The sequence below is a fragment of the Pseudomonas sp. FW300-N2A2 genome (assembly GCF_017351735.1).
GTDB classification, from domain to species: domain Bacteria; phylum Pseudomonadota; class Gammaproteobacteria; order Pseudomonadales; family Pseudomonadaceae; genus Aquipseudomonas; species Aquipseudomonas migulae.
This window is the reverse complement of sequence record NZ_JACNDU010000017.1, coordinates 81,799-105,621: the sequence shown is the minus strand read 5'-3', so window position 1 is coordinate 105,621 and position 23,823 is coordinate 81,799. Positions and strand designations below refer to the sequence as shown.

22 protein-coding genes are annotated in these 23,823 nt (G+C 60.6%); 16 read left to right on the top strand and 6 right to left on the bottom strand.

Annotated features, from left to right (window positions below):
* Positions 1-81: 81 nt before the first annotated feature.
* Positions 82-1,311, bottom strand: coding sequence for an acyl-CoA dehydrogenase (locus tag J4E42_RS20140; RefSeq protein WP_008031886.1), 1,230 nt, complete (start codon positions 1,309-1,311; stop codon positions 82-84).
* 152 nt (positions 1,312-1,463) lie between these two features.
* Between J4E42_RS20140 and J4E42_RS20135 the strand changes: the two genes are divergently transcribed.
* The 4 genes from J4E42_RS20135 to J4E42_RS20120 all read left to right on the top strand — a co-directional run bounded on the left by J4E42_RS20135 (position 1,464) and on the right by J4E42_RS20120 (position 4,658).
* Positions 1,464-2,393: a LysR family transcriptional regulator gene (locus tag J4E42_RS20135; RefSeq protein ID WP_008031887.1), complete on the top strand. Its 930-nt coding sequence runs from the start codon at positions 1,464-1,466 to the stop codon at positions 2,391-2,393.
* A 196-nt stretch (positions 2,394-2,589) separates the two neighbouring features.
* Positions 2,590-2,991, top strand: a complete 402-nt coding sequence (locus J4E42_RS20130) for a MerR family DNA-binding transcriptional regulator (RefSeq protein ID WP_192229215.1) — start codon at positions 2,590-2,592, stop codon at positions 2,989-2,991.
* Between the two features lie 147 nt (positions 2,992-3,138).
* The gene (locus J4E42_RS20125; RefSeq protein ID WP_008041198.1) at positions 3,139-4,038 is read left to right on the top strand and encodes a hydroxymethylglutaryl-CoA lyase; all 900 of its coding nucleotides are present in this window, start codon (positions 3,139-3,141) and stop codon (positions 4,036-4,038) included.
* A gap of 419 nt (positions 4,039-4,457) precedes the next feature.
* Complete coding sequence (locus tag J4E42_RS20120) at positions 4,458-4,658, top strand: hypothetical protein (RefSeq protein WP_032832611.1); 201 nt, start codon at positions 4,458-4,460, stop codon at positions 4,656-4,658.
* Between the two features lie 58 nt (positions 4,659-4,716).
* Here the strand turns inward: J4E42_RS20120 and J4E42_RS20115 are convergent, their stop codons facing one another.
* Positions 4,717-6,414: an AMP-binding protein gene (locus J4E42_RS20115; RefSeq protein WP_207285994.1), complete on the bottom strand. Its 1,698-nt coding sequence runs from the start codon at positions 6,412-6,414 to the stop codon at positions 4,717-4,719.
* Positions 6,415-6,709: 295 nt separating this feature from the next.
* On the opposite strand from J4E42_RS20115, the gene J4E42_RS20110 reads away from it, so the two are divergent.
* The 4 genes from J4E42_RS20110 (at position 6,710) to J4E42_RS20095 (ending at position 12,393) form a co-directional block, all read left to right on the top strand.
* Complete coding sequence (locus tag J4E42_RS20110) at positions 6,710-7,873, top strand: isovaleryl-CoA dehydrogenase (RefSeq protein WP_008031893.1); 1,164 nt, start codon at positions 6,710-6,712, stop codon at positions 7,871-7,873.
* Between the two features lie 12 nt (positions 7,874-7,885).
* Positions 7,886-9,493 (top strand): carboxyl transferase domain-containing protein, encoded by a 1,608-nt coding sequence (locus tag J4E42_RS20105; RefSeq protein WP_008041204.1) that lies wholly within the window; start codon positions 7,886-7,888, stop codon positions 9,491-9,493.
* 135 nt (positions 9,494-9,628) lie between these two features.
* Complete coding sequence (locus J4E42_RS20100; RefSeq protein WP_207285993.1) at positions 9,629-10,444, top strand: gamma-carboxygeranoyl-CoA hydratase; 816 nt, start codon at positions 9,629-9,631, stop codon at positions 10,442-10,444.
* On the top strand, positions 10,444-12,393 hold the full coding sequence (locus J4E42_RS20095; protein ID WP_008041209.1) for an acetyl/propionyl/methylcrotonyl-CoA carboxylase subunit alpha: 1,950 nt from the start codon (positions 10,444-10,446) through the stop codon (positions 12,391-12,393). Before J4E42_RS20100 ends, J4E42_RS20095 begins: the two co-directional genes overlap by 1 nt.
* Positions 12,394-12,432: 39 nt before the next feature.
* Here the strand turns inward: J4E42_RS20095 and J4E42_RS20090 are convergent, their stop codons facing one another.
* The gene (locus tag J4E42_RS20090) at positions 12,433-13,080 is read right to left on the bottom strand and encodes a LexA family transcriptional regulator (protein WP_008041211.1); all 648 of its coding nucleotides are present in this window, start codon (positions 13,078-13,080) and stop codon (positions 12,433-12,435) included.
* Between the two features lie 130 nt (positions 13,081-13,210).
* On the opposite strand from J4E42_RS20090, the gene J4E42_RS20085 reads away from it, so the two are divergent.
* Positions 13,211-13,552: a DUF6124 family protein gene (locus J4E42_RS20085; RefSeq protein ID WP_008041212.1), complete on the top strand. Its 342-nt coding sequence runs from the start codon at positions 13,211-13,213 to the stop codon at positions 13,550-13,552.
* A 486-nt stretch (positions 13,553-14,038) separates the two neighbouring features.
* A complete protein-coding gene (locus J4E42_RS20080; protein WP_008031906.1) occupies positions 14,039-15,190 on the top strand; it encodes a M14-type cytosolic carboxypeptidase in 1,152 nt (383 codons plus the stop codon).
* A 117-nt stretch (positions 15,191-15,307) separates the two neighbouring features.
* Here the strand turns inward: J4E42_RS20080 and J4E42_RS20075 are convergent, their stop codons facing one another.
* A complete protein-coding gene (locus J4E42_RS20075) occupies positions 15,308-15,853 on the bottom strand; it encodes a cytochrome b (RefSeq protein ID WP_207285992.1) in 546 nt (181 codons plus the stop codon).
* Positions 15,850-16,935 (bottom strand): catalase family peroxidase, encoded by a 1,086-nt coding sequence (locus J4E42_RS20070; protein ID WP_192229207.1) that lies wholly within the window; start codon positions 16,933-16,935, stop codon positions 15,850-15,852. The genes J4E42_RS20075 and J4E42_RS20070 overlap by 4 nt, the downstream gene beginning before the upstream one ends.
* A gap of 158 nt (positions 16,936-17,093) precedes the next feature.
* Between J4E42_RS20070 and J4E42_RS20065 the strand changes: the two genes are divergently transcribed.
* A complete protein-coding gene (locus J4E42_RS20065; protein WP_032832617.1) occupies positions 17,094-17,600 on the top strand; it encodes a sigma-70 family RNA polymerase sigma factor in 507 nt (168 codons plus the stop codon).
* Complete coding sequence (locus J4E42_RS20060; protein WP_192229206.1) at positions 17,597-18,349, top strand: anti-sigma factor; 753 nt, start codon at positions 17,597-17,599, stop codon at positions 18,347-18,349. The genes J4E42_RS20065 and J4E42_RS20060 overlap by 4 nt, the downstream gene beginning before the upstream one ends.
* Before the next feature lie 112 nt (positions 18,350-18,461).
* Here J4E42_RS20060 and J4E42_RS20055 read toward each other — a convergent pair whose 3' ends face one another.
* Positions 18,462-19,298 carry an IclR family transcriptional regulator gene (locus J4E42_RS20055; RefSeq protein ID WP_008031920.1) on the bottom strand — a complete coding sequence of 279 codons (837 nt, stop codon included), beginning with the start codon at positions 19,296-19,298 and terminating at the stop codon, positions 18,462-18,464.
* Between the two features lie 242 nt (positions 19,299-19,540).
* Between J4E42_RS20055 and J4E42_RS20050 the strand changes: the two genes are divergently transcribed.
* From J4E42_RS20050 to J4E42_RS20035, 4 genes are read left to right on the top strand one after another with little or no spacing between them, the layout of a single operon-like run.
* Positions 19,541-20,560, top strand: coding sequence for an ABC transporter ATP-binding protein (locus tag J4E42_RS20050; protein WP_008041220.1), 1,020 nt, complete (start codon positions 19,541-19,543; stop codon positions 20,558-20,560).
* Positions 20,557-21,426 (top strand): ABC transporter permease, encoded by an 870-nt coding sequence (locus tag J4E42_RS20045; RefSeq protein WP_008041222.1) that lies wholly within the window; start codon positions 20,557-20,559, stop codon positions 21,424-21,426. The genes J4E42_RS20050 and J4E42_RS20045 overlap by 4 nt, the downstream gene beginning before the upstream one ends.
* Before the next feature lie 6 nt (positions 21,427-21,432).
* Positions 21,433-22,227, top strand: coding sequence for an ABC transporter permease (locus J4E42_RS20040; RefSeq protein ID WP_207285991.1), 795 nt, complete (start codon positions 21,433-21,435; stop codon positions 22,225-22,227).
* A 7-nt stretch (positions 22,228-22,234) separates the two neighbouring features.
* Complete coding sequence (locus J4E42_RS20035) at positions 22,235-22,525, top strand: (2Fe-2S)-binding protein (RefSeq protein ID WP_207285990.1); 291 nt, start codon at positions 22,235-22,237, stop codon at positions 22,523-22,525.
* The last annotated feature ends 1,298 nt before the right edge of the window (positions 22,526-23,823 follow it).

The following is a 23,823-nucleotide window of genomic DNA, read 5'->3' as shown; positions in this document are numbered from 1 at the left end:
TGAACACCGTGTTTATCCAATAAACACGCGTTATCGTTGGCGACCATCGCGAGCAGGCTCGCTCCTACAGAGGGGTGACACTCAGTGGCTGCTACGCATCATTTCCTTCGGCACATACTTGCCGATCTCGAACTTGCCGATCGCCGCGCGGTGCACTTCATCCGGGCCATCGGCCAGGCGCAGCGTGCGCTGCATCGCATACATGTAGGCCAGCGGGAAGTCGTTGGAAACCCCTGCGCCGCCATGGATCTGGATCGCCCGGTCGATGACGCGCAACGCCACGTTCGGGGCCACCACCTTGATCTGCGCGATTTCGCTTTTCGCCACTTTGTTGCCGACGGTGTCCATCATGTACGCCGCTTTCAAGGTCAGCAGGCGCGCCATGTCGATTTCCATCCGCGAGTCGGCGATTTTGTCGATGTTACCGCCCAGGCGCGCCAGGGGCTTGCCGAATGCGGTGCGATTCACCGAGCGTTTGCACATCAGTTCCAGCGCACGCTCAGCCATGCCGATCGAACGCATGCAGTGGTGAATCCGGCCCGGGCCAAGGCGACCCTGAGCGATTTCGAAGCCGCGTCCTTCGCCCAACAGGACGTTTTCGTACGGCACCCGGACGTTTTCGAACAGCACTTCGGCGTGACCGTGAGGCGCGTCGTCGTAACCGAATACCGGCAGCGGACGAACGATCTTCACGCCCGGTGCATCCACCGGCACCAGAATCATCGAGTGCTGGGCGTGGCGTGGCGCATCAGGATTGCTCAGGCCCATGAAGATCAGAATCTTGCAGCGTGGATCGCAGGCACCCGAGGTCCACCACTTTTTGCCGTTGATCACCCACTCATCACCGTCACGCACGGCGCGGGCGGCCATGTTGGTGGCGTCGGACGAAGCCACATCCGGTTCGGTCATGGCGAACGCCGAGCGAATCTCGCCGCGTAACAGCGGTTCGAGCCAGCGTTGCTTCTGTTCTTCGTTGGCGTAGCGCACCAGCACTTCCATGTTGCCGGTGTCGGGCGCCGAGCAGTTGAATGGCTCAGGCCCCAGCAGCGAGCGGCCCATGATTTCTGCCAATGGTGCGTATTCGAGGTTGGTCAGGCCGGCGCCGAGTTCGGACTCAGGCAGAAACAAATTCCACAGGCCTTCAGCCTTGGCCTTGAGTTTCAGTTCTTCCATGATCGCAGTCGGCTGCCAGCGGTCGCCCTCGGCAACCTGGCGCTCGAACACGGCTTCGGCGGGATAAACGTAGGTGTCCATGAACGCGGTCACGCGCTCACGCAGTTCTTGCACCTTGGGCGAATAAGCGAAATCCATGAGCAGCTACCTTCTGGGGGGAGGTTGTTTAGGTCATGCAATCGATGCTAGAACAGCTACGAAAATTTACCTAGCCTATTCTCGGCGTGTATTAACATTCATCACCGATATATGATCGGCTGATTGAGAACCAACAATAAGAGTGCAGCGCAATGAATCTGAGCAAGGTCGACCTCAACCTTTTCATCGTCTTCGACGCGATCTACACCGAAGCCAACCTGACCCGCGCCGGACAGATTGTCGGCATTACTCAACCGGCTGTTTCGAACGCTCTGGCCCGCCTGCGCGAGACGTTCAACGATCCTTTGTTCGTGCGTACGGCCCAAGGCATGGTGCCAACGCCGATGGCGCAAAACATCATCGGCCCGGTGCGCAACGCCCTCTCGCTGCTGCGGGTGTCGGTGCAGGAAAGCCGCATCTTCAACCCGTTGCAGGCGGTCAAGACGTACCGCATCAGCATGACCGACCTCACCGAAGCGGTGATCCTGCCGCCACTGTTCCAGCGCCTGCGCCGCCTGGCGCCAACGGTGATCATCGAAAGCTTTCTGTCCAAGCGCCGCGAGACCACCAAGGAACTGGCGGCCGGGCGACTCGACTTTGCGGTGGACGCGCCGCTCAACACCGACCCGCAAGTGCGTCACGTCAAGTTGATGGAAGACCGTTACGTGTGCGCCATGCGCAAGGGCCATCCGCTGGCGACCAAGGAGAAATTCACCCTCGATGACTATCTCTCACTGACGCACATCCATATTTCCAGCCGTCGCAGTGGTCTGGGTCATGTCGACCTGGCGCTGGGCAAGATGGGCATCCAGCGCAAGATTGCCCTGCGCTCCCAGCATTACCTGATGGCGTCGCAGGTGTTGCAGCAGACCGACATGGTCATGACCGTGCCGGAGCGCTTCGCCCGCCGCCATGATTTGTACTCGGTGAACCTGCCTGTCAACGATGTGCCGCCGGTGGAGACCCACCTCTATTGGCACGAAAGCACTGACCAGGACCCGGCCAACCGCTGGATGCGCGAGCAGATGATCGAGTTGTGCCAGCAGGTGACGGCGCATGAGAAGAAGCTCGATAAGGTGTAGGGCATTACACCGGGTTATCGTTCTTCGCGAGCAAGCTTCGCTCCTACAGGATTTACACAGTACCTGTAGGAGCGAGCGGTGCGGCGATCCGACTTGCCCGCGAAGAGGCCCGCAATGACGATGAAAAAACCCGCCCCTTGACGTAAACGTCAACCTGCCATTAGCTTAGCGCCATGACCTTTTTTTGAGCGCTTCCATGAGCAGCCAGACCTATAGCATTTCCGACCTCGCCCGCGAGCTCGACATCACCACGCGGGCCATTCGCTTCTATGAAGAGCAAGGCCTGCTCAGCCCCGAGCGACGCGGCCAGGAACGCATCTATTCGCCCCGTGACAAGGTCAGCCTGAAACTGATCCTGCGGGGCAAGCGCATTGGCTTCTCACTCGCCGAATGCCGCGAGCTGATCGAACTCTACGACCCCACCGGCGGCAATCAGAAACAGCTGCAAACCATGCTGAGCAAAATCGCCGAGCGCCGCGAACAGTTGGAGCAGCAGATGCTCGACATCGAGCAGATGAAGCTGGAACTGGACACCGCACAGGAGCGCTGCACCCAGGCGCTGGAACAAACGATGAAAAGCCAGCCGGTGGTTCAATAGGTTTACACCGTCCCCTGTAGGAGCGAGCCTGCTCGCGATGAGGGCGTGACATTCAATATGGATGTTGACTGATCGTCCGCCATCGCGAGCAGGCTCACTCCTACAGGGTTCCATGAACATTCAGACAGACAGCACAGGTCGATTCCCATGTCCCTTCCTTCCCACGTACGCCTGGTCGAAGTCGGCCCTCGCGACGGTCTGCAAAACGAAGCTCAACCGATCAGCGTTGCCGATAAGGTGCAACTGGTCGATGCACTCACGGCCGCGGGCCTCGGCTATATAGAAGTCGGCAGTTTCGTTTCACCCAAATGGGTGCCGCAGATGGCCGGATCCGCCGAAGTCTTCGCGCAAATCCAGCGCAAACCGGGCGTGACCTACGGCGCCCTCGCCCCCAACCTGCGCGGCTTCGAAGATGCGATCGCCGCCGGGGTCAAGGAAGTCGCAGTGTTCGCCGCAGCGTCCGAAGCGTTTTCCCAGCGCAACATCAATTGCTCGATCAGCGAAAGCCTGGAGCGTTTTGCGCCGATCATGGAAGCCGCCAGGCTGCACGGCGTCACCGTGCGCGGTTACGTGTCCTGTGTGCTGGGCTGTCCTTATGAAGGTCACGTCAAACCCGAACAAGTTGCCCTGGTCGCCCGCGAGCTCTATGCCATGGGCTGCTACGAAGTCTCGCTGGGGGACACCATCGGCACCGGCACGGCGGGCGCGACGCGCAAGATGTTCGAAGTGGTTTCGGCCGACGTGCCACGGGAGAAACTGGCCGGGCACTTCCACGATACCTACGGCCAGGCCATGGCCAACATCTATGCCAGCCTGCTCGAAGGCATCTCGGTGTTTGACAGCTCCATCGCCGGCCTCGGCGGCTGCCCCTACGCCAAAGGCGCCAGCGGTAACGTCGCCACCGAAGACGTGGTTTACCTGCTCAATGGCCTCGGCATCGAAACAGGTATCGACCTGGACGCCTTGATTCTCGCCGGTCAGCAGATTTGCACGGTGCTGGGGCGCCCCACCGGTTCGCGCGTGGCCAAGGCTCGCAGCGCGCAGTAAGTGCGCTGATGTGTCCAGGTGTTACCGCTGCGTCTGGAACGTGGGGGATAAGCGAGTAACACGGAAACAAATTGTAGGGGTTTACCTGAGCGAAAAATCCCACAAAAACTCAAGTCATTGATTTTAAAGGGTTTTTAAAAGTTGGCACGGCTTCTGCTATCTCTATGGCATAACAAGAATAAAAAGCAGCAAACCAATAAAAATAAGACGTAACGACTCTGACATAACAAGAACAACACGGCAGAGACGCAGCTAACAGATTTTTTTGGAGAAGGTGTGCTTTTCAGGGTGCTTTTCGGAGTAACCCGCAACCGGGCAGAGAACAATAAAACTACCTTCAGGTAGCTCCCGAACTGGTTGGATCGCTTAGCGAAAAAGTAGATCAGCGCTCAAAAAAATACGTTTGCTCTTGATCCCGGATGGGGATCGACAAAAACAGCGGTAAAGGGTCACGGTTGCCAAAAACAAAAACAGACCGCCCCTCAATAATAAAAAAAGAGCATGCGCAACGAAAAATTAAAGGGGAGCTTCGGCTCCCCTTTGTGCTTTCTGCGATTCAGGTTTTCCCCATCGCCCCTGTGGGAGCCAGCCTGCTGGCGATTGCGGTGGTTCAGACATAGGTATGTTGACTGACACTCCGCTATCGCCAGCAGGCTGGCTCCCACAAGGGGAAATTTGTCACGCCTTGTTGATGCGCAATTCCTCGATGCTGATCTCGCGCATCCGGAATTTCTGGATCTTGCCGGTCACCGTCATCGGAAACTCTTCCACAAACTTGAAGTAGCGCGGTGTCTTGAAGTGCGCGATGCGCTCCTTGCACCAGGTTTGCAGTTCTTGTTCGGTGGCACTGTGACCGGGGTGGAATTTGATCCAGGCGACGATCTCTTCGCCATAACGCGAACACGGGATGCCGATCACTTGCACGTCCGCCACGGCCGGGTGAGTGAAGAAGAACTCTTCCAGTTCCCGCGGGTAAATATTCTCACCGCCACGGATGATCATGTCCTTGTTGCGTCCGGCAATGCACACGTAGCCTTCATCATTCATGCTCGCCAGATCACCGGTGTGCATCCAGCCGGCCTGATCGATGGCTTCGGCGGTGCCTTGCGGGTTGTTCCAGTAGCCGAGCATCACGCTGTAGCCACGGGTGCAGAGTTCGCCGATGGTGCCGCGAGGTACCAGGTTGCCCGCCTCGTCGATGATTTTGCTTTCAAGCTGCGGTTGGGTGCGACCGACCGTGGTGACGCGCAATTCCAGTTCGTCTGAAGGACCGGTCTGCAACGACACCGGACTTGTTTCCGTCATGCCGTAGGCAATCTGCACTTCGTTCATGTGCATTTCGCTGATCACCCGACGCATCACTTCGATCGGACAGGTCGCGCCGGCCATGATCCCGGTACGCAGGCTCGACAGATCGAATTGCGCACGTTGCGGCTGATCGAGCATGGCGATGAACATGGTCGGCACGCCATACAGTGCGGTGGCCTTTTCTTCGGCGACGGTGGTCAGGGTCAGCAGCGGATCGAAGGCATCGTTAGGGTAAATCATGGTGCTGCCGTGGGTGATGCAGCCGAGGTTGCCCATGACCATGCCGAAGCAGTGATACAGCGGCACCGGGATCACCAGCCGATCATTGGCGGTCAGGCCGAGGCTTTCGCCCACCATGTAACCGTTGTTGAGAATGTTGTAGTGGCTGAGGGTCGCGCCCTTCGGAAAACCGGTGGTGCCGGAGGTGTACTGGATGTTCACGGCCTGGTCGAAATGCAGGCTGTCGCCCCGCTCGCGTAACTGCTCGCTGGATACACCCGCTGCGAGATCGCTCAGTTGCGACCACGGCAGAAAACCTGATGGCGGCTGCGCATCCAGGCTGATCACGCCGCGCAAGTCCGGCAGACGCTCGCTCTGCAACTGGCCGATGGATTGTTCTGCCAGCTCGGGCACCAGGCCTTGCAACATGCCGTGGTAGTTGGAGGTCTTGAACGCGCCCGCGCAGACCAGCCACTGGCAGCCTGACTGCTTCAGCACGTATTCGAGTTCCGAGCTGCGATACGCCGGGTTGATGTTGACCAGGATCACACCGATCTTCGCGCTGGCGAACTGGCTGATGCACCACTGTGCACAATTCGGCGCCCAGATGCCGAGGCGATCACCGGTCTGCAACCCCAGCGCGAGCAGCGCCCGGGCATGAAGGTCCACGGCGTCGGACAGTTGCTGCCAGGTGTAGCGCAACTGTTGATGGCGCACGACCAGCGCCTCGCCCGTCGGATACTGCGCGACGGTGTTATCAAATGCCTGACCGATGGTCATCGCCAACAAGGCTTTGTCCTGAGAACCACGGGTATAGCTGCGCTGCGGGCTTGCACTGGGTTGATCCATGACGACCCCTATTGTCTTTATTAATGGGCTACCAACGGATACCTGCAGGAGCGATGCTTGCTCGCGAAGAGGCCTCTACATTCAACATTTATGTCGACTGATCTGACGCTTTCGCGAGCAAGCATCGCTCCTACAAGTTGGGTCCGCTTTCTATCTTGAACTGGCTCTACTCTCGCTCAAGTTGACGTTAACGTAAAGGGTGATTGACAGCCTTTCGTCACAGGCTTACGTTAACGTAAAGGTGAGAGCCAAATCACGACCCTCCCCGCCCTACAAAAAAGCCAAAAGGTGACCCATGAGCTATCCATCCCTGAACTTTGCCCTCGGTGAAACCATCGACATGCTGCGCGATCAGGTCCAGTCCTTCGTCGCCAAAGAGATCGCCCCGCGCGCCGCTCAGATCGACATCGACAACCTGTTCCCCGCCGACCTGTGGCGCAAGTTCGGCGACATGGGCCTGCTCGGCATTACCGTCCCGGAAGAATACGGCGGTGCTGGCCTGGGTTACCTGGCGCACGTGGTGGCCATGGAAGAAATCAGCCGCGGTTCGGCGTCGGTCGCCCTGTCCTACGGCGCGCACTCCAACCTTTGCGTGAACCAGATCAACCGCAACGGCAATCACGAACAGAAAAGCAAATACCTGCCGAAGCTGATCAGCGGCGAGCACATCGGTGCCCTGGCCATGAGTGAACCGAATGCCGGTTCCGACGTGGTCTCGATGAAATTGCGCGCCGACAAACGTGGTGATCACTACGTGCTCAACGGCAGCAAAACCTGGATCACCAACGGTCCCGACGCCAACACCTATGTGATCTACGCCAAGACCGACCTGGAAAAAGGCCCGCACGGCATCACCGCGTTCATCGTCGAGCGCGACTGGAAAGGCTTCAGCCGCAGCAACAAGTTCGACAAGCTCGGCATGCGCGGCTCCAACACCTGCGAGCTGTTCTTCGATGACGTCGAAGTGCCGGAAGAAAACATCCTCGGCGTGCTCAACGGCGGCGTGAAAGTGCTGATGAGCGGCCTCGACTACGAACGTGTCGTTCTGTCCGGCGGCCCGACCGGGATCATGCAGGCGTGCATGGACCTGATCGTTCCGTACATCCACGACCGCAAGCAGTTCGGCCAAAGCATCGGCGAATTCCAGCTGATCCAGGGCAAAGTCGCCGACATGTACACCCAACTCAACGCCAGCCGCGCCTACCTTTATGCGGTGGCCCAGGCCTGTGAACGCGGCGAAACCACGCGCAAGGACGCTGCCGGCGTGATCCTCTACAGCGCCGAGCGCGCCACGCAAATGGCCCTCGACGCAATCCAGATTCTCGGCGGCAACGGTTACATCAACGAATTCCCGGCCGGTCGTCTGCTGCGTGACGCCAAGCTGTACGAAATCGGCGCCGGCACCAGTGAGATCCGTCGCATGCTGATCGGTCGCGAACTGTTCAACGAAACCCGCTAAACGGAGCTGTCCATGGCTATCCTGCATACCCAGCTCAACCCCCGTTCGGCGGAGTTTGCCGCGAACAGCGCGGCGATGCTCACCCAGGTCGACGCCTTGCATACCTTGCTCGCGCAAGTGCAGCAAGGTGGCGGTCCGAAAGCGCAAGAACGCCACACTTCGCGGGGCAAATTACTGCCCCGCGAGCGGATCAATCGCCTGCTCGATCCGGGCTCGCCGTTTCTCGAAATCAGCCAACTGGCGGCCTACGAGGTGTATGGCGAAGACGTGCCGGCCGCGGGCGTGATTGCCGGGATCGGTCGAGTGGAAGGCGTCGAGTGCATGATCGTGGCCAACGATGCCACGGTGAAAGGCGGCTCGTATTACCCGCTGACCGTGAAAAAACACCTGCGCGCCCAGACCATCGCTCAGCAGAACCGCTTGCCGTGCATTTATCTGGTGGACTCCGGCGGCGCCAACCTGCCGCGTCAGGATGAAGTGTTTCCGGACCGCGAGCACTTCGGGCGGATCTTTTTCAACCAGGCCAACATGAGCGCCATGGGCATTCCGCAAATCGCGGTGGTCATGGGCTCGTGCACTGCCGGCGGCGCCTACGTGCCGGCGATGGCCGACGAAGCGATCATGGTTCGCGAGCAGGCGACTATTTTCCTCGCCGGCCCACCGCTGGTGAAAGCCGCGACCGGTGAAGTGGTCAGCGCCGAAGATCTGGGCGGTGCCGACGTGCACTGCAAAATTTCCGGGGTCGCCGACCATTATGCCGAGAGCGATGAACACGCCTTGGCCATTGCCCGACGCAGCATCGCCAACCTCAACTGGCGCAAGCTCGGCGAACTGCAACAACGCACGCCCATCGCCCCGCTCTACAGCAGCGACGAGTTGTATGGCGTGGTCTCGGCCGACGCCAAGCAGCCGTTCGACGTGCGCGAAGTCATCGCGCGGCTGGTGGACGGTTCGGTGTTCGACGAATTCAAGGCGCTGTTCGGGACCACGCTGGTGTGCGGTTTTGCTCACTTGCACGGTTACCCGATCGCGATCCTCGCCAACAACGGCATCCTCTTCGCCGAGGCCGCGCAGAAAGGTGCGCACTTCATCGAACTGGCCTGTCAGCGCGGCATTCCATTGCTGTTCCTGCAAAACATCACCGGCTTCATGGTCGGCCAGAAGTACGAGGCCGGCGGCATTGCCAAGCACGGCGCAAAACTGGTGACCGCCGTGGCGTGTGCCAAGGTGCCGAAATTCACCGTGATCATTGGTGGCAGCTTCGGCGCTGGTAACTACGGCATGTGCGGGCGGGCCTACGATCCACGTTTCCTGTGGATGTGGCCGAATGCACGCATCGGCGTGATGGGCGCCGAGCAAGCGGCGGGCGTGTTGGTGCAGGTCAAGCGCGAGCAGGCTGAACGTGGCGGGCATAGTTTCAGCGCCGAGCAGGAAGCCGAAATCAAGCAACCGATCCTCGATCAATACGAAGAACAGGGCCACCCTTACTACTCCAGCGCACGGCTGTGGGACGACGGCGTCATTGACCCGGCGCAGACCCGCGATGTGTTGGCCCTGGCCTTGTCCGCGTCGCTGAACGCGCCAATCGAACCGAGCCGCTTCGGCGTGTTCCGGATGTGATCTGACTTTGTAGGAGCGAGCGGGCGGCGATCCGACTTGCCCGCGAAAGCGGTTTGTCAGTCACATCGATGCTGGATGTACCGACGCCTTCGCGGGCAAGCCTCGCTCCTACAAGTACCGTGGAGACGGATGAACATGAGCGACTTCAACACCCTCGAACTGCAGACCGACCCTCGTGGTTTCGCGACCCTGTGGCTCAGCCGGGAAGAAAAGAACAACGCGTTCAACGCCGAGATGATCCGTGAGCTGATCCTCGCGCTGGACAAGGTCTCGACCGACGCCAGCCTGCGCTTTTTGCTGGTGCGCGGACGTGGCAAGCATTTCAGCGCCGGCGCCGACCTGGCGTGGATGCAGCAATCGGCCGAGCTCGATTACCACACCAATCTGGACGACGCCCGGGAACTGGCGGAGTTGATGTACAACCTGGCCAAGCTGAAAGTTCCGACGCTGGCCGTGGTACAAGGCGCGGCTTTCGGCGGCGCACTGGGCCTGATCAGTTGCTGCGACATGGCCATCGGCGCCGACGACGCGCAGTTCTGCCTGTCGGAAGTACGCATCGGCCTCGCGCCCGCGGTGATCAGCCCGTTCGTGGTGCAAGCCATTGGCGAACGCGCGGCACGCCGTTATGCGCTGACCGCCGAGCGCTTCGGTGGACAACGCGCTCGGGAAATCGGCTTGTTGTCGGAGAGTTATCCGGGCAATGAGCTGGAGCAGAAAGTCGAGCAATGGATCGACAACCTGCTGCTCAACAGCCCCGCAGCCATGCGCGTCAGCAAGGATTTGCTGCGTGAAGTCGGCAACGGCGCGCTGACCCCGGCGCTGCGTCGCTACACCGAAAACTCCATCGCGCGCATCCGCGTCAGCCCCGAAGGCCAGGAAGGCCTGCGCGCCTTTCTGCAAAAACGTCCGCCGAGCTGGCAGGCTGAAACCACCCCCAAGGAGCCGCGTTGATGAGCGCACCTGTCATTACCTCTCTGCTGGTGGCCAACCGTGGCGAAATCGCGTGCCGGGTCATGCGCACCGCCAAGGCCCTGGGCCTGACCACCGTCGCCGTGCACAGCGCCACCGACCGCGAAGCGCGGCACAGCCGCGAAGCGGACATTCGCGTTGACCTCGGTGGCAGTAAAGCCGCCGACAGCTACCTGCAAATCGACAAACTGATCGCCGCCGCCAAGGCCAGCGGCGCGCAGGCGATCCATCCGGGTTATGGTTTTCTGTCCGAGAATGCCGGGTTCGCCCGCGCCATCGAACAAGCAGGCCTGATCTTCCTCGGTCCGCCCGCTTCGGCCATCGATGCCATGGGCAGCAAATCCGCCGCCAAGGCCTTGATGGAAACCGCTGGCGTGCCACTGGTGCCCGGTTATCACGGCGAAGCTCAAGACCTCGACACCTTCCGCGACGCTTGCGAACGCATCGGTTATCCGGTGCTGCTCAAGGCGACGGCGGGCGGTGGCGGCAAAGGCATGAAAGTGGTCGAGGACGTCAGCCAGCTGGCCGAAGCCCTCGCCTCGGCCCAGCGTGAAGCGCAATCCTCGTTCGGCGATTCGCGGATGCTGGTCGAAAAATATCTGCTGAAGCCGCGCCACGTGGAAATCCAGGTTTTCGCCGACCAGCACGGCAATTGCCTGTACCTCAACGAACGTGACTGCTCGATTCAGCGGCGGCACCAGAAAGTCGTCGAAGAAGCGCCCGCACCAGGCTTGAGCCCGGAACTGCGCCGCGCCATGGGCGAAGCGGCCGTGCGTTCGGCGCAGGCCATCGGTTATGTCGGCGCCGGCACCGTGGAGTTCTTGCTGGATGCGCGCGGCGAGTTCTTCTTCATGGAGATGAACACGCGCCTGCAGGTCGAACACCCGGTCACCGAAGCCATCACCGGCCTCGATCTGGTGGCCTGGCAGATTCGCGTGGCACGCGGTGAAGCGCTGCCGATGACTCAGGATCAAGTGCCCCTGATCGGCCATGCGATCGAAGTGCGGCTGTACGCCGAAGACCCGGGCAATGATTTCCTGCCAGCCACCGGGCGCCTGGAATTGTACCGTGAATCGGCTCAAGGTCCGGGACGTCGGGTCGACAGCGGCGTGGAAGAAGGCGACGAGATTTCGCCGTTCTATGACCCAATGCTCGGCAAGTTGATTGCCTGGGGCGAGGATCGCGAACAGGCGCGCCTGCGCTTGCTGAGCATGCTCGATGAGTTCGCGATTGGCGGTCTCAAGACCAACATCAACTTCTTGCGTAGAATCGTTGGTCATCCGGCGTTTGCGGCGGCTGAGCTGGATACCGGGTTCATTCCGCGTTACCAGGAGCAACTGCTGCCAGCGCCCTCGCCGCTCAGTGATGAGTTCTGGCAAGCCGCGGCGCAGGCGTTTTCCCAAAGCCAACCGGACACGACCCGCACTGATGACCTGAGTTCGCCTTGGGGGATCGGCACTGGGTTCCGTGCCGGATTGCCGACAGAAATCACCCTGCATTTGAGCTGCGAAGGTCAGGACCGTGCGCTGACGTTGGGCGCTACCCGATCGGCGCAACTCGCGGGCGAGCAACTGCTGACCGAACACAATGGCATGCGCCGCCAGCATCGGGCAATCCGTCGCGGCGGCGTTGTGTATCTGCAATGGGATGGTGAATTGCGCCGCATCGAGTCCTACGACCCGATCAGCGCCGTCGAAGCCAGTCACAGCCATCACGGCGGGCTCACTGCGCCCATGAACGGCAGCATCGTGCGGGTGCTGGTGGAGGCCGGGCAAACGGTCGAAGCCGGGGCGCAATTGGTGGTGCTGGAGGCGATGAAGATGGAGCACAGCATTCGTGCACCACACGCCGGGGTGATCAAGGCGCTGTATTGCCAGGAAGGCGAGATGGTCAGCGAAGGCAGTGCATTGGTCGAGCTGGAAGAAGCCTGAAATGCGGATCGGTCCTACGCCTTGCGAGGACCGATCTGATCAGAACCTGGCCGTTGCCTGAACCACTACGCCGATGATTCGGCAGGCTTCGGTGTAAAGGGCTTTCGGATACGTCGGATTGAGCGGGACCAGGTAACGCTGCCCGCCCTCTTCGATCAGTTTGCGAAACGTCGCTTCAGCGCTGTCCGGCCATTGGGCGATCACCAGTTTCCCGGGCTCCGGCACAATGGCCGGGTCCACCAGGATCATCATGCCCTCGGCGATACTGACGCCGCTCGGTGCCGTCATCGCATCGCCCACCACGGTCAACCAGAACGCCGCGCCCTGAGCGTGGTAGTCAGTCAGTTCGAAACGCGCCGTGTCATAGACCGTCGGCTCACCGTCGCGCACCTCGCAGGATTCACGCCAGTCACTGACCGGGTAACGGAAGTACGGGTTGTACTTGCGCACCAGATCCTGGCTTTCCTCCTTCGCAATGTCCGGCTCGCGGATCACCAGCGCCACCTCGAGAAACTCCATGCCCAGTGCATGCAGCACACGGTTCATGTCATCGATGCCCGGTTGGCGACGTTTGTTCAGCCAATGACCGACGCCGCCCTGGGACATCCCCAGGCGGTCGGCGAGTATTTCCTGAGTGACTTTGAGTTCACTCATCTTGGCCTTGACCAATTCAATCCATTTATCCATGTGCGGCACGATACGTGGGCGCCTCCGGCCAGCAAAACACAACTTGTAGTATTTAAATTCTCGTCACAAATACAGTTCGTACTACGATTGGATCACGGATTTGAATCTAACACGGAGCTTTGCCATCGCCATGACCATCCCCAGCAATGACTTGCCAGACATGCAGATCGACACCTCCCTCACCTCGCCAAAAGGCTCGGCCGCCGCGCAGCGCGCCCTGGACTATTACTTGAAACCAGCTGTGTCCGAAGCGGTGGAAGAGGAGCGTTTTTTTGATGTGAACCGCAATGTCAGCTGCGAGGAAGCACTGGTGCGAGCCTCAGACCTGTTGCGCTGCGCCGCCGCCACGGCGTACGAGTCGGCGAACAATCTGCAGGGCGTGCACCGGGACCTGGCGTTTTCGACGGTGCATATGATCGATATGGCCAAGGCGTTGCTGGACCGATCCCTCGACGGGGATCATCACGCATAAGGCAGGCAGGGATATTTCGCGGGGCGCGGGAAAGAATTTTCCAATCGCGCAGATAAAATCGTTTGACTTGCAAACGAGAATGATTATTATTGCATGCAGCTGGTCGCGAGATCAGTCGATTGTCCAAGTGACCTTAGGTCGGTCTCCTGGACTATCTCCTCATCAGGCTAATCACGGTTTTTGACCCGGCTTTTTGCCGGGTCTTTTTTTTGCCAGTTATTCTGGCTTTACCTTCAGGCTAATGAAGTCTTTGGGTGCTGCAAATTCGATGGCGCGGATAATATCAAAAGAATATCTGTTGGCAAGAGAAGCCCGGCAACATTGGGCCAAACTAATGGAAAATAGCACTTGAGAATCAATCGCACAGTCTCTAAGCTGCGACGGCGTCAAGGAGGACGCCCCCCTTTTACCCCCGCAATTTCCCCCGGTTTTTCCCTTCCCAGCGTGTAAAGTATCAGCCATAAAAATCATATTCAGGAATCGACTATGACCGTGGCTAGATCTTCTTTCGACATCAGCGCCAACTTCGACAGCGGCAACATTGAAGTGCTGGACATCAGCAATCCGTTGCAAGCCCTGCTGGCCATCAAGCCAGACACCCGCAGCCAGCATTTTCAGTGGTTTCACTTCAAGGCCAGCGGTTTGCACGTCGGACAGGAACACTGGTTTCGCCTGAACAATGCCAGCAAATCCTCGTACAACAAAGCCTGGGACGGCTATCAGGCAGTGGCGTCCTACGACCACGTCAACTGGTTCCGGGTGCCGACCATCTTCGAAGGCGACTGCCTGCGTTTCAGCCTCGAAGCCACGGCCACCCACGCCTGGTTTGCCTACTTCGAACCCTACAGCCGTGGCCGCCATGACTGGTTGATCGAACAGGCGCTGACCAAGGCCGGCACTGAACTGCTGGCCACCGGCAAGAGTGTCGAAGGTCGTGACATTCAGTTGCTGCGCAAAGGCACCGGCGCCGAAGGCCGGCGCAAGGTCTGGATGATTGCCCAGCAACACCCCGGCGAACACATGGCCGAGTGGTTCATGGAAGGTGTGATCGAACGCCTGGAAAGGCACGACGATCCAGTGCTGAACAAACTGCTGGCCAGCGCCGACCTGTATCTGGTGCCGAACATGAACCCGGACGGTGCCTTTCACGGTCACCTGCGCACCAACGCCATGGGCCAGGACCTCAACCGCGCCTGGCAGAGCGCCAGCCAGGAGATCAGTCCGGAAGTGCTGTTCGCTCAGCAACAGATGGAAAAGTACGGCGTCGACCTGTTCCTCGACATCCACGGCGATGAAGAAATCCCCTACGTGTTCACTGCCGGTTGCGAAGGCAACCCAGGCTACACGCCGCGGATCGAAAAACTCGAAGAGCATTTCCGCAGTCATCTGAAACACCTGACCAAGGACTTCCAGACCAAGCACGGCTACACCCGCGACGAGCCGGGCAAAGCTAACATGACCCTGGCGTGCAACAGCGTCGGTCAGAAATTCGACTGCCTGTCGTTGACCTTGGAGATGCCGTTCAAGGACAACAACGACAAACCGGATCCGTTGACTGGCTGGTCCGGTAAGCGTTCGAAGCAACTGGGCAAGGATGTGCTGACGACCGTGGCGGACATGGTCGATACCTTGCGCTGATCCTGCGCAATGGCTGCATGCCAAGCATGCAGCCACGCCTCATTCGGCCGCCACTCGCACACAATCCTCCGGCCGCAAAGCTTGATCTACAGCGTGCGCCCCAAAGCGCAAAGCTGGTTAACCGCGGTCCTTGCCCCGCAGCATGCTGTCGAGCACCTCATCACGCCGTACCCAACCGTGAAACAACGCCGCCGCCAGATGCAGCAGCACGGTCAGAAACAGCAGGTATGCCAGATACCCGTGCGCCTTGCGCAGGAACGCAAACACCTGCGCATTCGCCGGCACAATCGACGGTAACTGCAACGAACTGCTGAGCATCACCGGGTCGCCCGCCGCCGAAATCATCGCCCAGCCGAGCAGCGGCAGGATCAACATTAAGGCGTACAGCAAGACATGCGAAGCCTTGGCCGCCAGCGCTTGCCAGCCCGGCAAGTCTGCCGGCAAAGGAGGTTGCCGGGTGGAAAAGCGCACAGCGAGGCGCACGATCACCAGCAACAGAATGGCGATGCCCAACGGTTTGTGCAGATGGATCAGCCACTCGTGCCGCTCAGACACGGAAGCGACCATGCCCGCGCCGATAAACAGCATGGCAATGATCATCAGCGCCATCAGCCAGTGCAGCAGCCGCGCCAGCGGCGCGAAGTGGTTCGGTTGGTTGCTCATTGTTGAGCCTCCTGTTTGGCGGCGGGCAACTGGCTGACTTCACTGGTGCGGCGCAAGTAGGAACTGGCGTAACCGGCGGAGCGCGCGGCGAGCAACGGGTCGTCGGAACCTTCGATACCGGCGGGCAAGACCAGCGGGTCGTAGTTGATGTCCCGGCATTCGCCATTGAGCTGCGGCTGGGTGCTTTCGAGCACCAGCGTGCCGGCGTTCACCACTTTGCGACCGTCGGGCCAGGCCTTGCTGGCGTCGTTGACCGGATCACCGGGGTTGGCCAGCGTGATGTTCAACTGCCAACGCAACGGCCCCAAGGCAATCCGTTGAAGCAGGTCTTTCTCGAGAAAATCGCCACCCTCCGGCGCCGTGGCACCTGCCGCGTCCTGCACCAACGGCACCATGCTCCAGCGCACCGCTTGCTTTTGCCCGGCGGCGTTGACCAGGTAAAACGCATTGACGCTGTTATAGGTTTCCGTCACGTAACTGGCGGACGGCTTGGCGGTTTTGATCCAGGCCAGGAACGGCCCGGCCTCCGGGTGCGCCCCAAAGAACGCCGGCACCGCTGCCGGGTTCGGTTTGCCGGTGGCCGGGTCTGGCGACTGGGCTTGCTGCAATTGATAGAACGCTTCGGGCGTGCCCACCGGGAACACCGGCATGCTGTTCATCCCGGTGCGCCACTGTTGGCCGTTGGCCTGGGTGAAGCGCAGCGCCAGGCTGCGGATCGGCACGGCGCTGTCCGGCGCATAAGGGTTGCCGGCCGGCAAGGCAAAACGCCCGACCACCGGGGTCCGCGCCTCGTTGAACACCTGAGCGCTGGAATAGCTGCGCGCCTCGCCACTGCTTTCGAAATGCCCGATCACGCACACGCCTTTGGAGTGATTGCGCCGGAAGCCCGGGTGCACGCCGTTGTTGGTTTCCAGCACGTTGATCAGCTTTTTCGGGGTCAGTCGCTGTGGGTCAAAGGTGCCGTTGACGTAGGCAAATGCCCCGGCCACTGCAGCGACCACCACGGCAATACCGGCCAGACGCAACGTCAGGCTCGCGGCACTCAAGGGGGGCCGGGTGGGCGGTGATGAGCGATCTACCATGAAAGACTCCAGGGCCATCGGCCACAAGTGAGAAGGATCAAGCAGACGAACCCCGCGAACGTTTATTCCATCGTGCGGTATTTATTTTTTCAGGCGTGGAATAACCTTCAGTGCCGGGCGTCTCTCTAGTCCACAGCGTAGTGACTAGCCAGAACTTCATGAACGAGATCGACGAACAACTCAGAGAAATCATTCCCGGATTGCGCCGATTCGCCGTGTCGTTGACGCGCAACCCCAGCAGCGCCGACGATCTGGTGCAGTCGTGCCTGGAGCGGGCGCTGTCGAGTTGGGGCGACAAACGCCCCGAAGGCGACTTGCGCGCCTGGCTGTTTTCGATTCTGTATCGGCAATTTCTCGACGCTCACCGGCGCTCCCGGCGTTATGCGCGGATGCTCGAATTCTTTACCGGACGGGACGATACCCAACCGTCGGTGGAGCGCACCGTGATCGCCCAATCGACCCTGCAAGCCTTCGATCAGCTCGGCACCGAACAGCGTGCACTGCTGCTCTGGGTGTCGGTCGAAGGCCTGAGCTACAAGGAAGTCGCCGAGATTCTCGACGTCCCCGTCGGCACCGTCATGTCGCGCCTGTCCCGCGCCCGCCAGGCCCTGCGCCAACTCAGCGACGGCGAAATCACCCGCCCTTCCCTGCGGAGACTCAAATGATCAGCATGCCCCCGAGCGAGCGTGACCTGCACGCGTATGTGGACCACCAGCTCAATGATGACGACCGACGTCTGGTAGAGACTTTTCTGGCCGGCAACGTGGAAATCTCTGCACAGGTTCGCGCCTGGCAGCAGGACGCCCAGCAACTGCGCGCGGCCCTGAGCGGTGCGTTGCAGCAACCCGCCAACCCGGCCCTCGACCCGGCGCTGATTCGCCAGCGCCTCAAACGCCAATCACGCCGCCATCTGGCCAGCGCCGCGGTGTTGCTGATTGCCGTGAGCATCGGCGGCTTCAGCGGTTGGAAGGCGCGGGAGATGACCCTCCTCAGCGCGGCGGCGCCGATGGCCGACGCGATGCAGGCTTATCGGCTGTTTGCCCAGCAAGGCATGCTGCCGGCCGATTACAAGGTCAGCGATGACGGTGATATGCAGGGCTGGCTCGACCGCTATTTCACGCAGGCCCATCGCTTGCCGGACCTTTCCGGCGCGGGGTTCAAACCGGTCAGCGGGCGCTTGCTCAGCACTGAGCAAGGGCCGGCGGCGATGGTGGTTTATGAGGATCGTAGCGGGCACAAAGTCAGCTTCTACGTGCGCCCGCCGGGACCGAAAAACTTTCTGCTGCCGAGGGGTAGTCGCAGTGACGGCGGGTTGCAGGCTGAGTATTGGTCCGGCAGCGGCTACAACTACGCGATGGTCAGCCCGAGCGATACGCCGACGGCGCAGATGCTCAAGCAAACCGTGCAGTTCTAAGTCCCCCTGTAGGAGCCGGCTTGCCGGCGATAGCGGTGCATCAATCGATATTGATGTGACAGATAAACCGCTATCGCCGGCAAGCCGGCTCCTACAGGGATTTGCGGTGTGTTCAGCTTTGGCCGAAGACTTGGGACGGCCGCCGCAACAACGGATCAAACGGATTGATCCGCGGCCCGATCAGCGCTGCTTCGCGCTTGAGCATCTCCACCACTGTCGGCAAGCGATCCGGGCCCAATCGGTCACTCACAGTGGCCACGCTCAACGCCGCCACCGCTCGCCCCTCACGATCGAGAATCGGCACCGCCACGCCGGCCATGCCTTGCAGCACGCCGGTGTTGCGCCCGGCATAACCGAGGGCGCGCACGTTCTCGACTTCCGAACGCAGGAACACCTCGTCGTACAGGTGAAAATCCTTCAGCCGCGGCAGGTTGTAATGGATCACCGTGTCGCGCTCCTCTTCCGGCAGGAACGCCAGAATCGCCAGACTGCCCTGGCCCACGCCCAGCGCCACCCGCCCGCCAATGTCGCCGGTAAAGGTGCGAATCGGAAACGGCCCTTCACTGCGGTCCAGGCAGATCGCATCAAACCCGCTGCGCGCCAGTAGAAACAAAGAATCCCCCAGCGAAGCCGACAACCGCAGCAACGACGGCCGCACCAGTTCGCGCAGGTTTCCGGTATTGCCGGCACGCGCCGCCAGCGCAAAAAAATCCAGGCTCAGGCGATAGCGTTTGCTGCGCACGTCCTGCTCGACCATGCCCTCGTCCATCAGGCTGCGCAGCAAACGGTGCGTGGTCGGTTGCGACAAACCGATGCGCTGGGCCAGTTGCGTCACGCGCTCCCCGCCCTCGACGGTGTCACCCAGACTGCGCAGCACCGCAAACAGCCGGGAGACCGCACCGACGCCGACTTCATTTTTGTTTTCATTCCGCTCAATGGAATCAGTCATGCCATTTCTCGACAATTAATTTACTCACCGAATGAAACTGAAAATAGTCATCGCTTCAGTGAAATAGGCCATTGAGCCCATCCTAGTCTTCGTCCTAATCTGCGTCCACAGGGGCGATTCGAACAACAGCGGCAGCCGACCCAAGTCGAGCGCCAACGCACCCCGCAACACCCTTTCGTATCTGCCCATACAAAAAAGCGCGACCTCAGGCCGCGCATAACAATCTCAGGTGGAGCGCAGTTATGGCTTTTGTGCAACTTGAAGGACTCGGCAAACGTTACGGCGACATCGATGCCGTCGTCGCCACCCACCTCTCGGTCGAGAAAGGCGAGTTCGTGTCCCTGCTCGGCCCTTCCGGCTGTGGCAAAACCACCACCCTGCAAATGATCGCCGGCTTCGTCGAAGTCACCAGCGGGCGCATTCTGCTGGACGGTCGCGACATCACCCACGCCAAACCCGCCAGCCGTGGCTTGGGCGTGGTGTTCCAGAGTTATGCGTTGTTTCCGCACATGACCGTCAAAGACAACGTCGCCTTCGGCCTGCGCATGCGCAAAGTGCCCAACGGCGAGTTGCAGCAGCGCGTGGATCGGGTGTTGAAACTGGTGCGTCTGGACCAGCACGCAGAACGTTACCCACGAGAACTGTCCGGTGGTCAGCGCCAGCGTGTGGCGCTGGCCCGCGCCCTGGTGATCGAGCCGCCGGTGCTGTTGCTTGACGAGCCGCTGTCCAACCTCGACGCCAACCTGCGCGAAGAGATGCAATTCGAAATCCGCCGCATCCAGCGCGAAGTCGGGATCACCACGTTGATGGTCACCCACGACCAGTCCGAAGCGCTGTCCATCAGCGACCGCGTGGTGGTGATGCAGGCCGGGCGCATCACCCAGATCGACGCGCCCTACACCCTTTACGAACACCCGCGCACCGAGTTCATTTCCGGCTTCGTCGGCAAGGCCAATCTGCTGCCCGGCGAGCGTGACAGTGCAGGTGTGGTTCAGGTGCGCAGCGGCGGTGAACTGACCCTGAGCCTGCGTCCGGAAAAAATCGATCTGCGGGACAAAGATCACGGCCGCCTGCCAGGCAGGATCGTCAGCCGCTTCTTTCTCGGCAGCCAATGGTTGTACGGCGTTTCGACCAGCCTCGGCGAACTCAGCGTGGTGCGCCGCAACGACGGCTCGGCACCGCTGAACGAAGGCACACCGGTCGGCCTCGACTGGGACGCGGCGCTGCTGCGGGTGCTGAGTGTCGACGAGGTGTCGGCATGAGTACGCTCGTGGCTGTTCGCCAGGGACGTCAGGGCTATTTGTTGTCGGCACCGGCGCTGGCGTTGTACGTCTGCCTGCTGGTGATCCCGCTGCTGCTGACGCTGGTGTTGTCATTCAACGTCTTCGACTACAGCTCGGGCATCAACGGCGACGCCTACACCGTCGACCATTACAGCAGCCTGCTGGGTGATCCGTACTTCTACGAAATCTTTTTGCGCACGTTCTGGATCAGCGCCCTGACCACCCTGCTCTGCGTGGTGATCGGCGTGCCCGAGGCTTACATCCTCAGCCGCATGGGCGCGCCATGGCGTTCGATTTTCTTGATTCTGATCCTCACGCCGCTGCTGATTTCGGTGGTGGTGCGCGCCTTCGGCTGGAGCCTGTTGCTCGGCGCCGACGGCCTGGTCAACCAGACACTGCAAGCCTTCGGCGGCTCACCGATGAAGCTGTTGTACACGCCGTTCGCGGTGGTGATTGCACTGGTTCATGTGATGTTGCCGTTCATGATCATTCCGGTCTGGACCTCGCTGCAAAAACTCGACCCGGCCGCCGAACAAGCAGCGATGTCGCTGGGTGCCAGTCACTTCACGGTGATGCGCCAGGTGGTGTTGCCGCAAATCATGCCCGGTGTGTTGTCCGGCACGTTGATCGTGTTCGGCCTAGCGGCCAGCTCCTTTGCCATTCCCGGCCTGCTCGGCGGGCGGCGGATCAAGATGGTCGCCACGCTGATCTACGACCAGTACCTGTCGGAGCTCAACTGGCCGATGGGCGCCGCCATCGCCGTCGCGCTGCTGTTGCTCAACCTGCTGATCATGCTGTCGTGGAACCGGATGATCGAAGGCCGCTACAAGAAGTCATTGGGATAACTCGTCATGTCCAAGAACGGTCCTTTCGCCCTGCTGTTCCATACCCTGGTGGTGGTGTTCATGCTGGCGCCGCTGGTGGTGGTCTGCCTCGTGGCGTTCACCCCGGAAAACACCCTGAGCCTGCCGACCACGGAGTTTTCCCTGCGCTGGTTCCGTGCGGTGTTCGAGCGTGCCGACTTTGTCGATGCGTTTTACAACAGCCTGATCCTGGCGCTTAGCGCGGCCAGCCTGGCGACGTTGATTGCGGTGCCGGCGGCGCTGGCAATCACCCGTTTCGAGTTTCCCGGACGGGACTTTTTCAACGGCCTGTTTCTGTCGCCGATCATCATTCCGCATCTGGTGTTGGGCGTGGCACTGCTGCGCTTGTTTGCGCTGATGGGCGTCAACGGCAGCTTCGCCTGGCTGATTTTCGCTCACGTGCTGGTGATCACGCCGTATGTGCTGCGACTGGTGCTGGCCTCGGCCATTGGCCTGGATCGCAGTGCCGAACATGCGGCGCAATCGCTGGGTGCCGGGCGCTTCACGCTGTTTCGCCAAATCACCTTGCCGATGATTTTGCCGGGGGTCGCCGGGGGCTGGCTGCTGGCGTTCATCAACAGTTTTGACGAAGTCACGCTGTCGATCTTCGTCACCTCGCCGGCCACGCAAACCTTGCCGGTGCGTATGTACGTGTACGCCACTGAGTCCATCGATCCGATGATGGCGGCGGTGTCGGCCCTGGTGATCGCGCTGACCGCGCTGACGATGATTCTGCTTGATCGGGTCTACGGCCTGGATCGGGTTCTGGTGGGTAAACAATGAGGGCGCCATGGCTCTGCTGAAACGACTGGCCGAAGGCGACCGCCCGGCCGTGAACTTTACCCTCGACGGCGAACCGGCCAGCGGGCTGCTCGGCGACACCGTGCTGACCGCCGTGCTGACCTGCAGCGAACACTTGCGCGGCAGCGATTTCAGCGCACAGCCCCGCGCCGGGTTTTGCTTGATGGGCGCGTGCCAGGACTGCTGGGTTCGCCTGGGCGATGGCCGGCGAGTACGCGCGTGCTCGACGCTGCTAGAAGCCGGCGAGCAAATCAGCCGCGAACCGGGGCGATCGCTATGAACACACATTACATCTCCCCAACCCGGATCCCCTGTAGGAGCGAGCCTGCTCGCGATGGCGGCGTATCAGCCGACATCGATGTTGGATGCGAGGCCGCCATCGCCGGCAAGCCAGCTCCTACAAGGGATCTGTGTCTAGCACAAAATTCGCGACCAACCCCAATCAACTGTAGGAGCCGGCTTGCTGGCGATCGCGGTGCATCTGTCGACATGGATGTTGAATGTGAGGGCCTCATCGCCGGCAAGCCAGCTCCTACAGGGGAGCTGTGTCGAGCACAAAATTCGCGACCAACCCCAATCCACTGTAGGAGCCGGCTTGCTGGCGATCGCGGTGTGTCAGCCGACATGAATGTTGGATGTAAGGCCCCCATCGCCGGCAAGCCAGCTCCTACAGGGGAGCTGTGTCGAGCACAAAATTCGCGACCAACCCCAATCAACTGTAGGAGCCGGCTTGCTGGCGATCGCGGTGGGTCAGCTGACATGAATGTTGGATGTGAGGCCCCCATCGCTAGCAAGCCAGCTCCTACAGGGGATCTGTGCCGGGCACAAAATTCACGACCAACCCCAATCCACTGTAGGAGCCGGCTTGCTGGCGATCGCGGTGCATCTGTCGACATGAATGTTGAATGTGAGGGCCTCATCGCCGGCAAGCCAGCTCCTACAGGGGAGCTGTGTCGAGCACAAAATTCGCGACCAACCCCAATCAACTGTAGGAGCCGGCTTGCTGGCGATCGCGGTGTATCAGCCGACATGAATGTTGGATGTAAGGCCCCCATCGCCGGCAAGCCAGCTCCTACAGGGGAGCTGTGTCGAGCACAAAATTCGCGACCAACCCCAATCAACTGTAGGAGCCGGCTTGCTGGCGATCGCGGTGTATCAGCCGACATCGATGTTGGATGTGAGGGCCCCATCGCCGGCAAGCCAGCTCCTACAGGGGATCTGTGTCGAGCACAAAATTCGCGACCAACCCCAATCCACTGTAGGAGCCAGCTTGCTGGCGATGGCGGTGGGTCAGCCGACATGGGTGTTGGATGTGAGGCCGCCATCGCCGGCAAGCCGGCTCCTACAGGGAATCTGTGCCGGGCACAAAATTCGCGACCAACCCCAATCAACTGTAGGAGCCGGCTTGCTGGCGATGGCGGTGTGTCAGCCGTCATGGATGTTGAATGTGAGGGCCTCATCGCCGGCAAGCCAGCTCCTACAGGGGAGCTGTGTCGGGCACAAAATTCGCGACCAACCCCAATCAACTGTAGGAGCTGGCTTGCTGGCGATAGCGGTGGGTCAGCTGACATGGGTGTT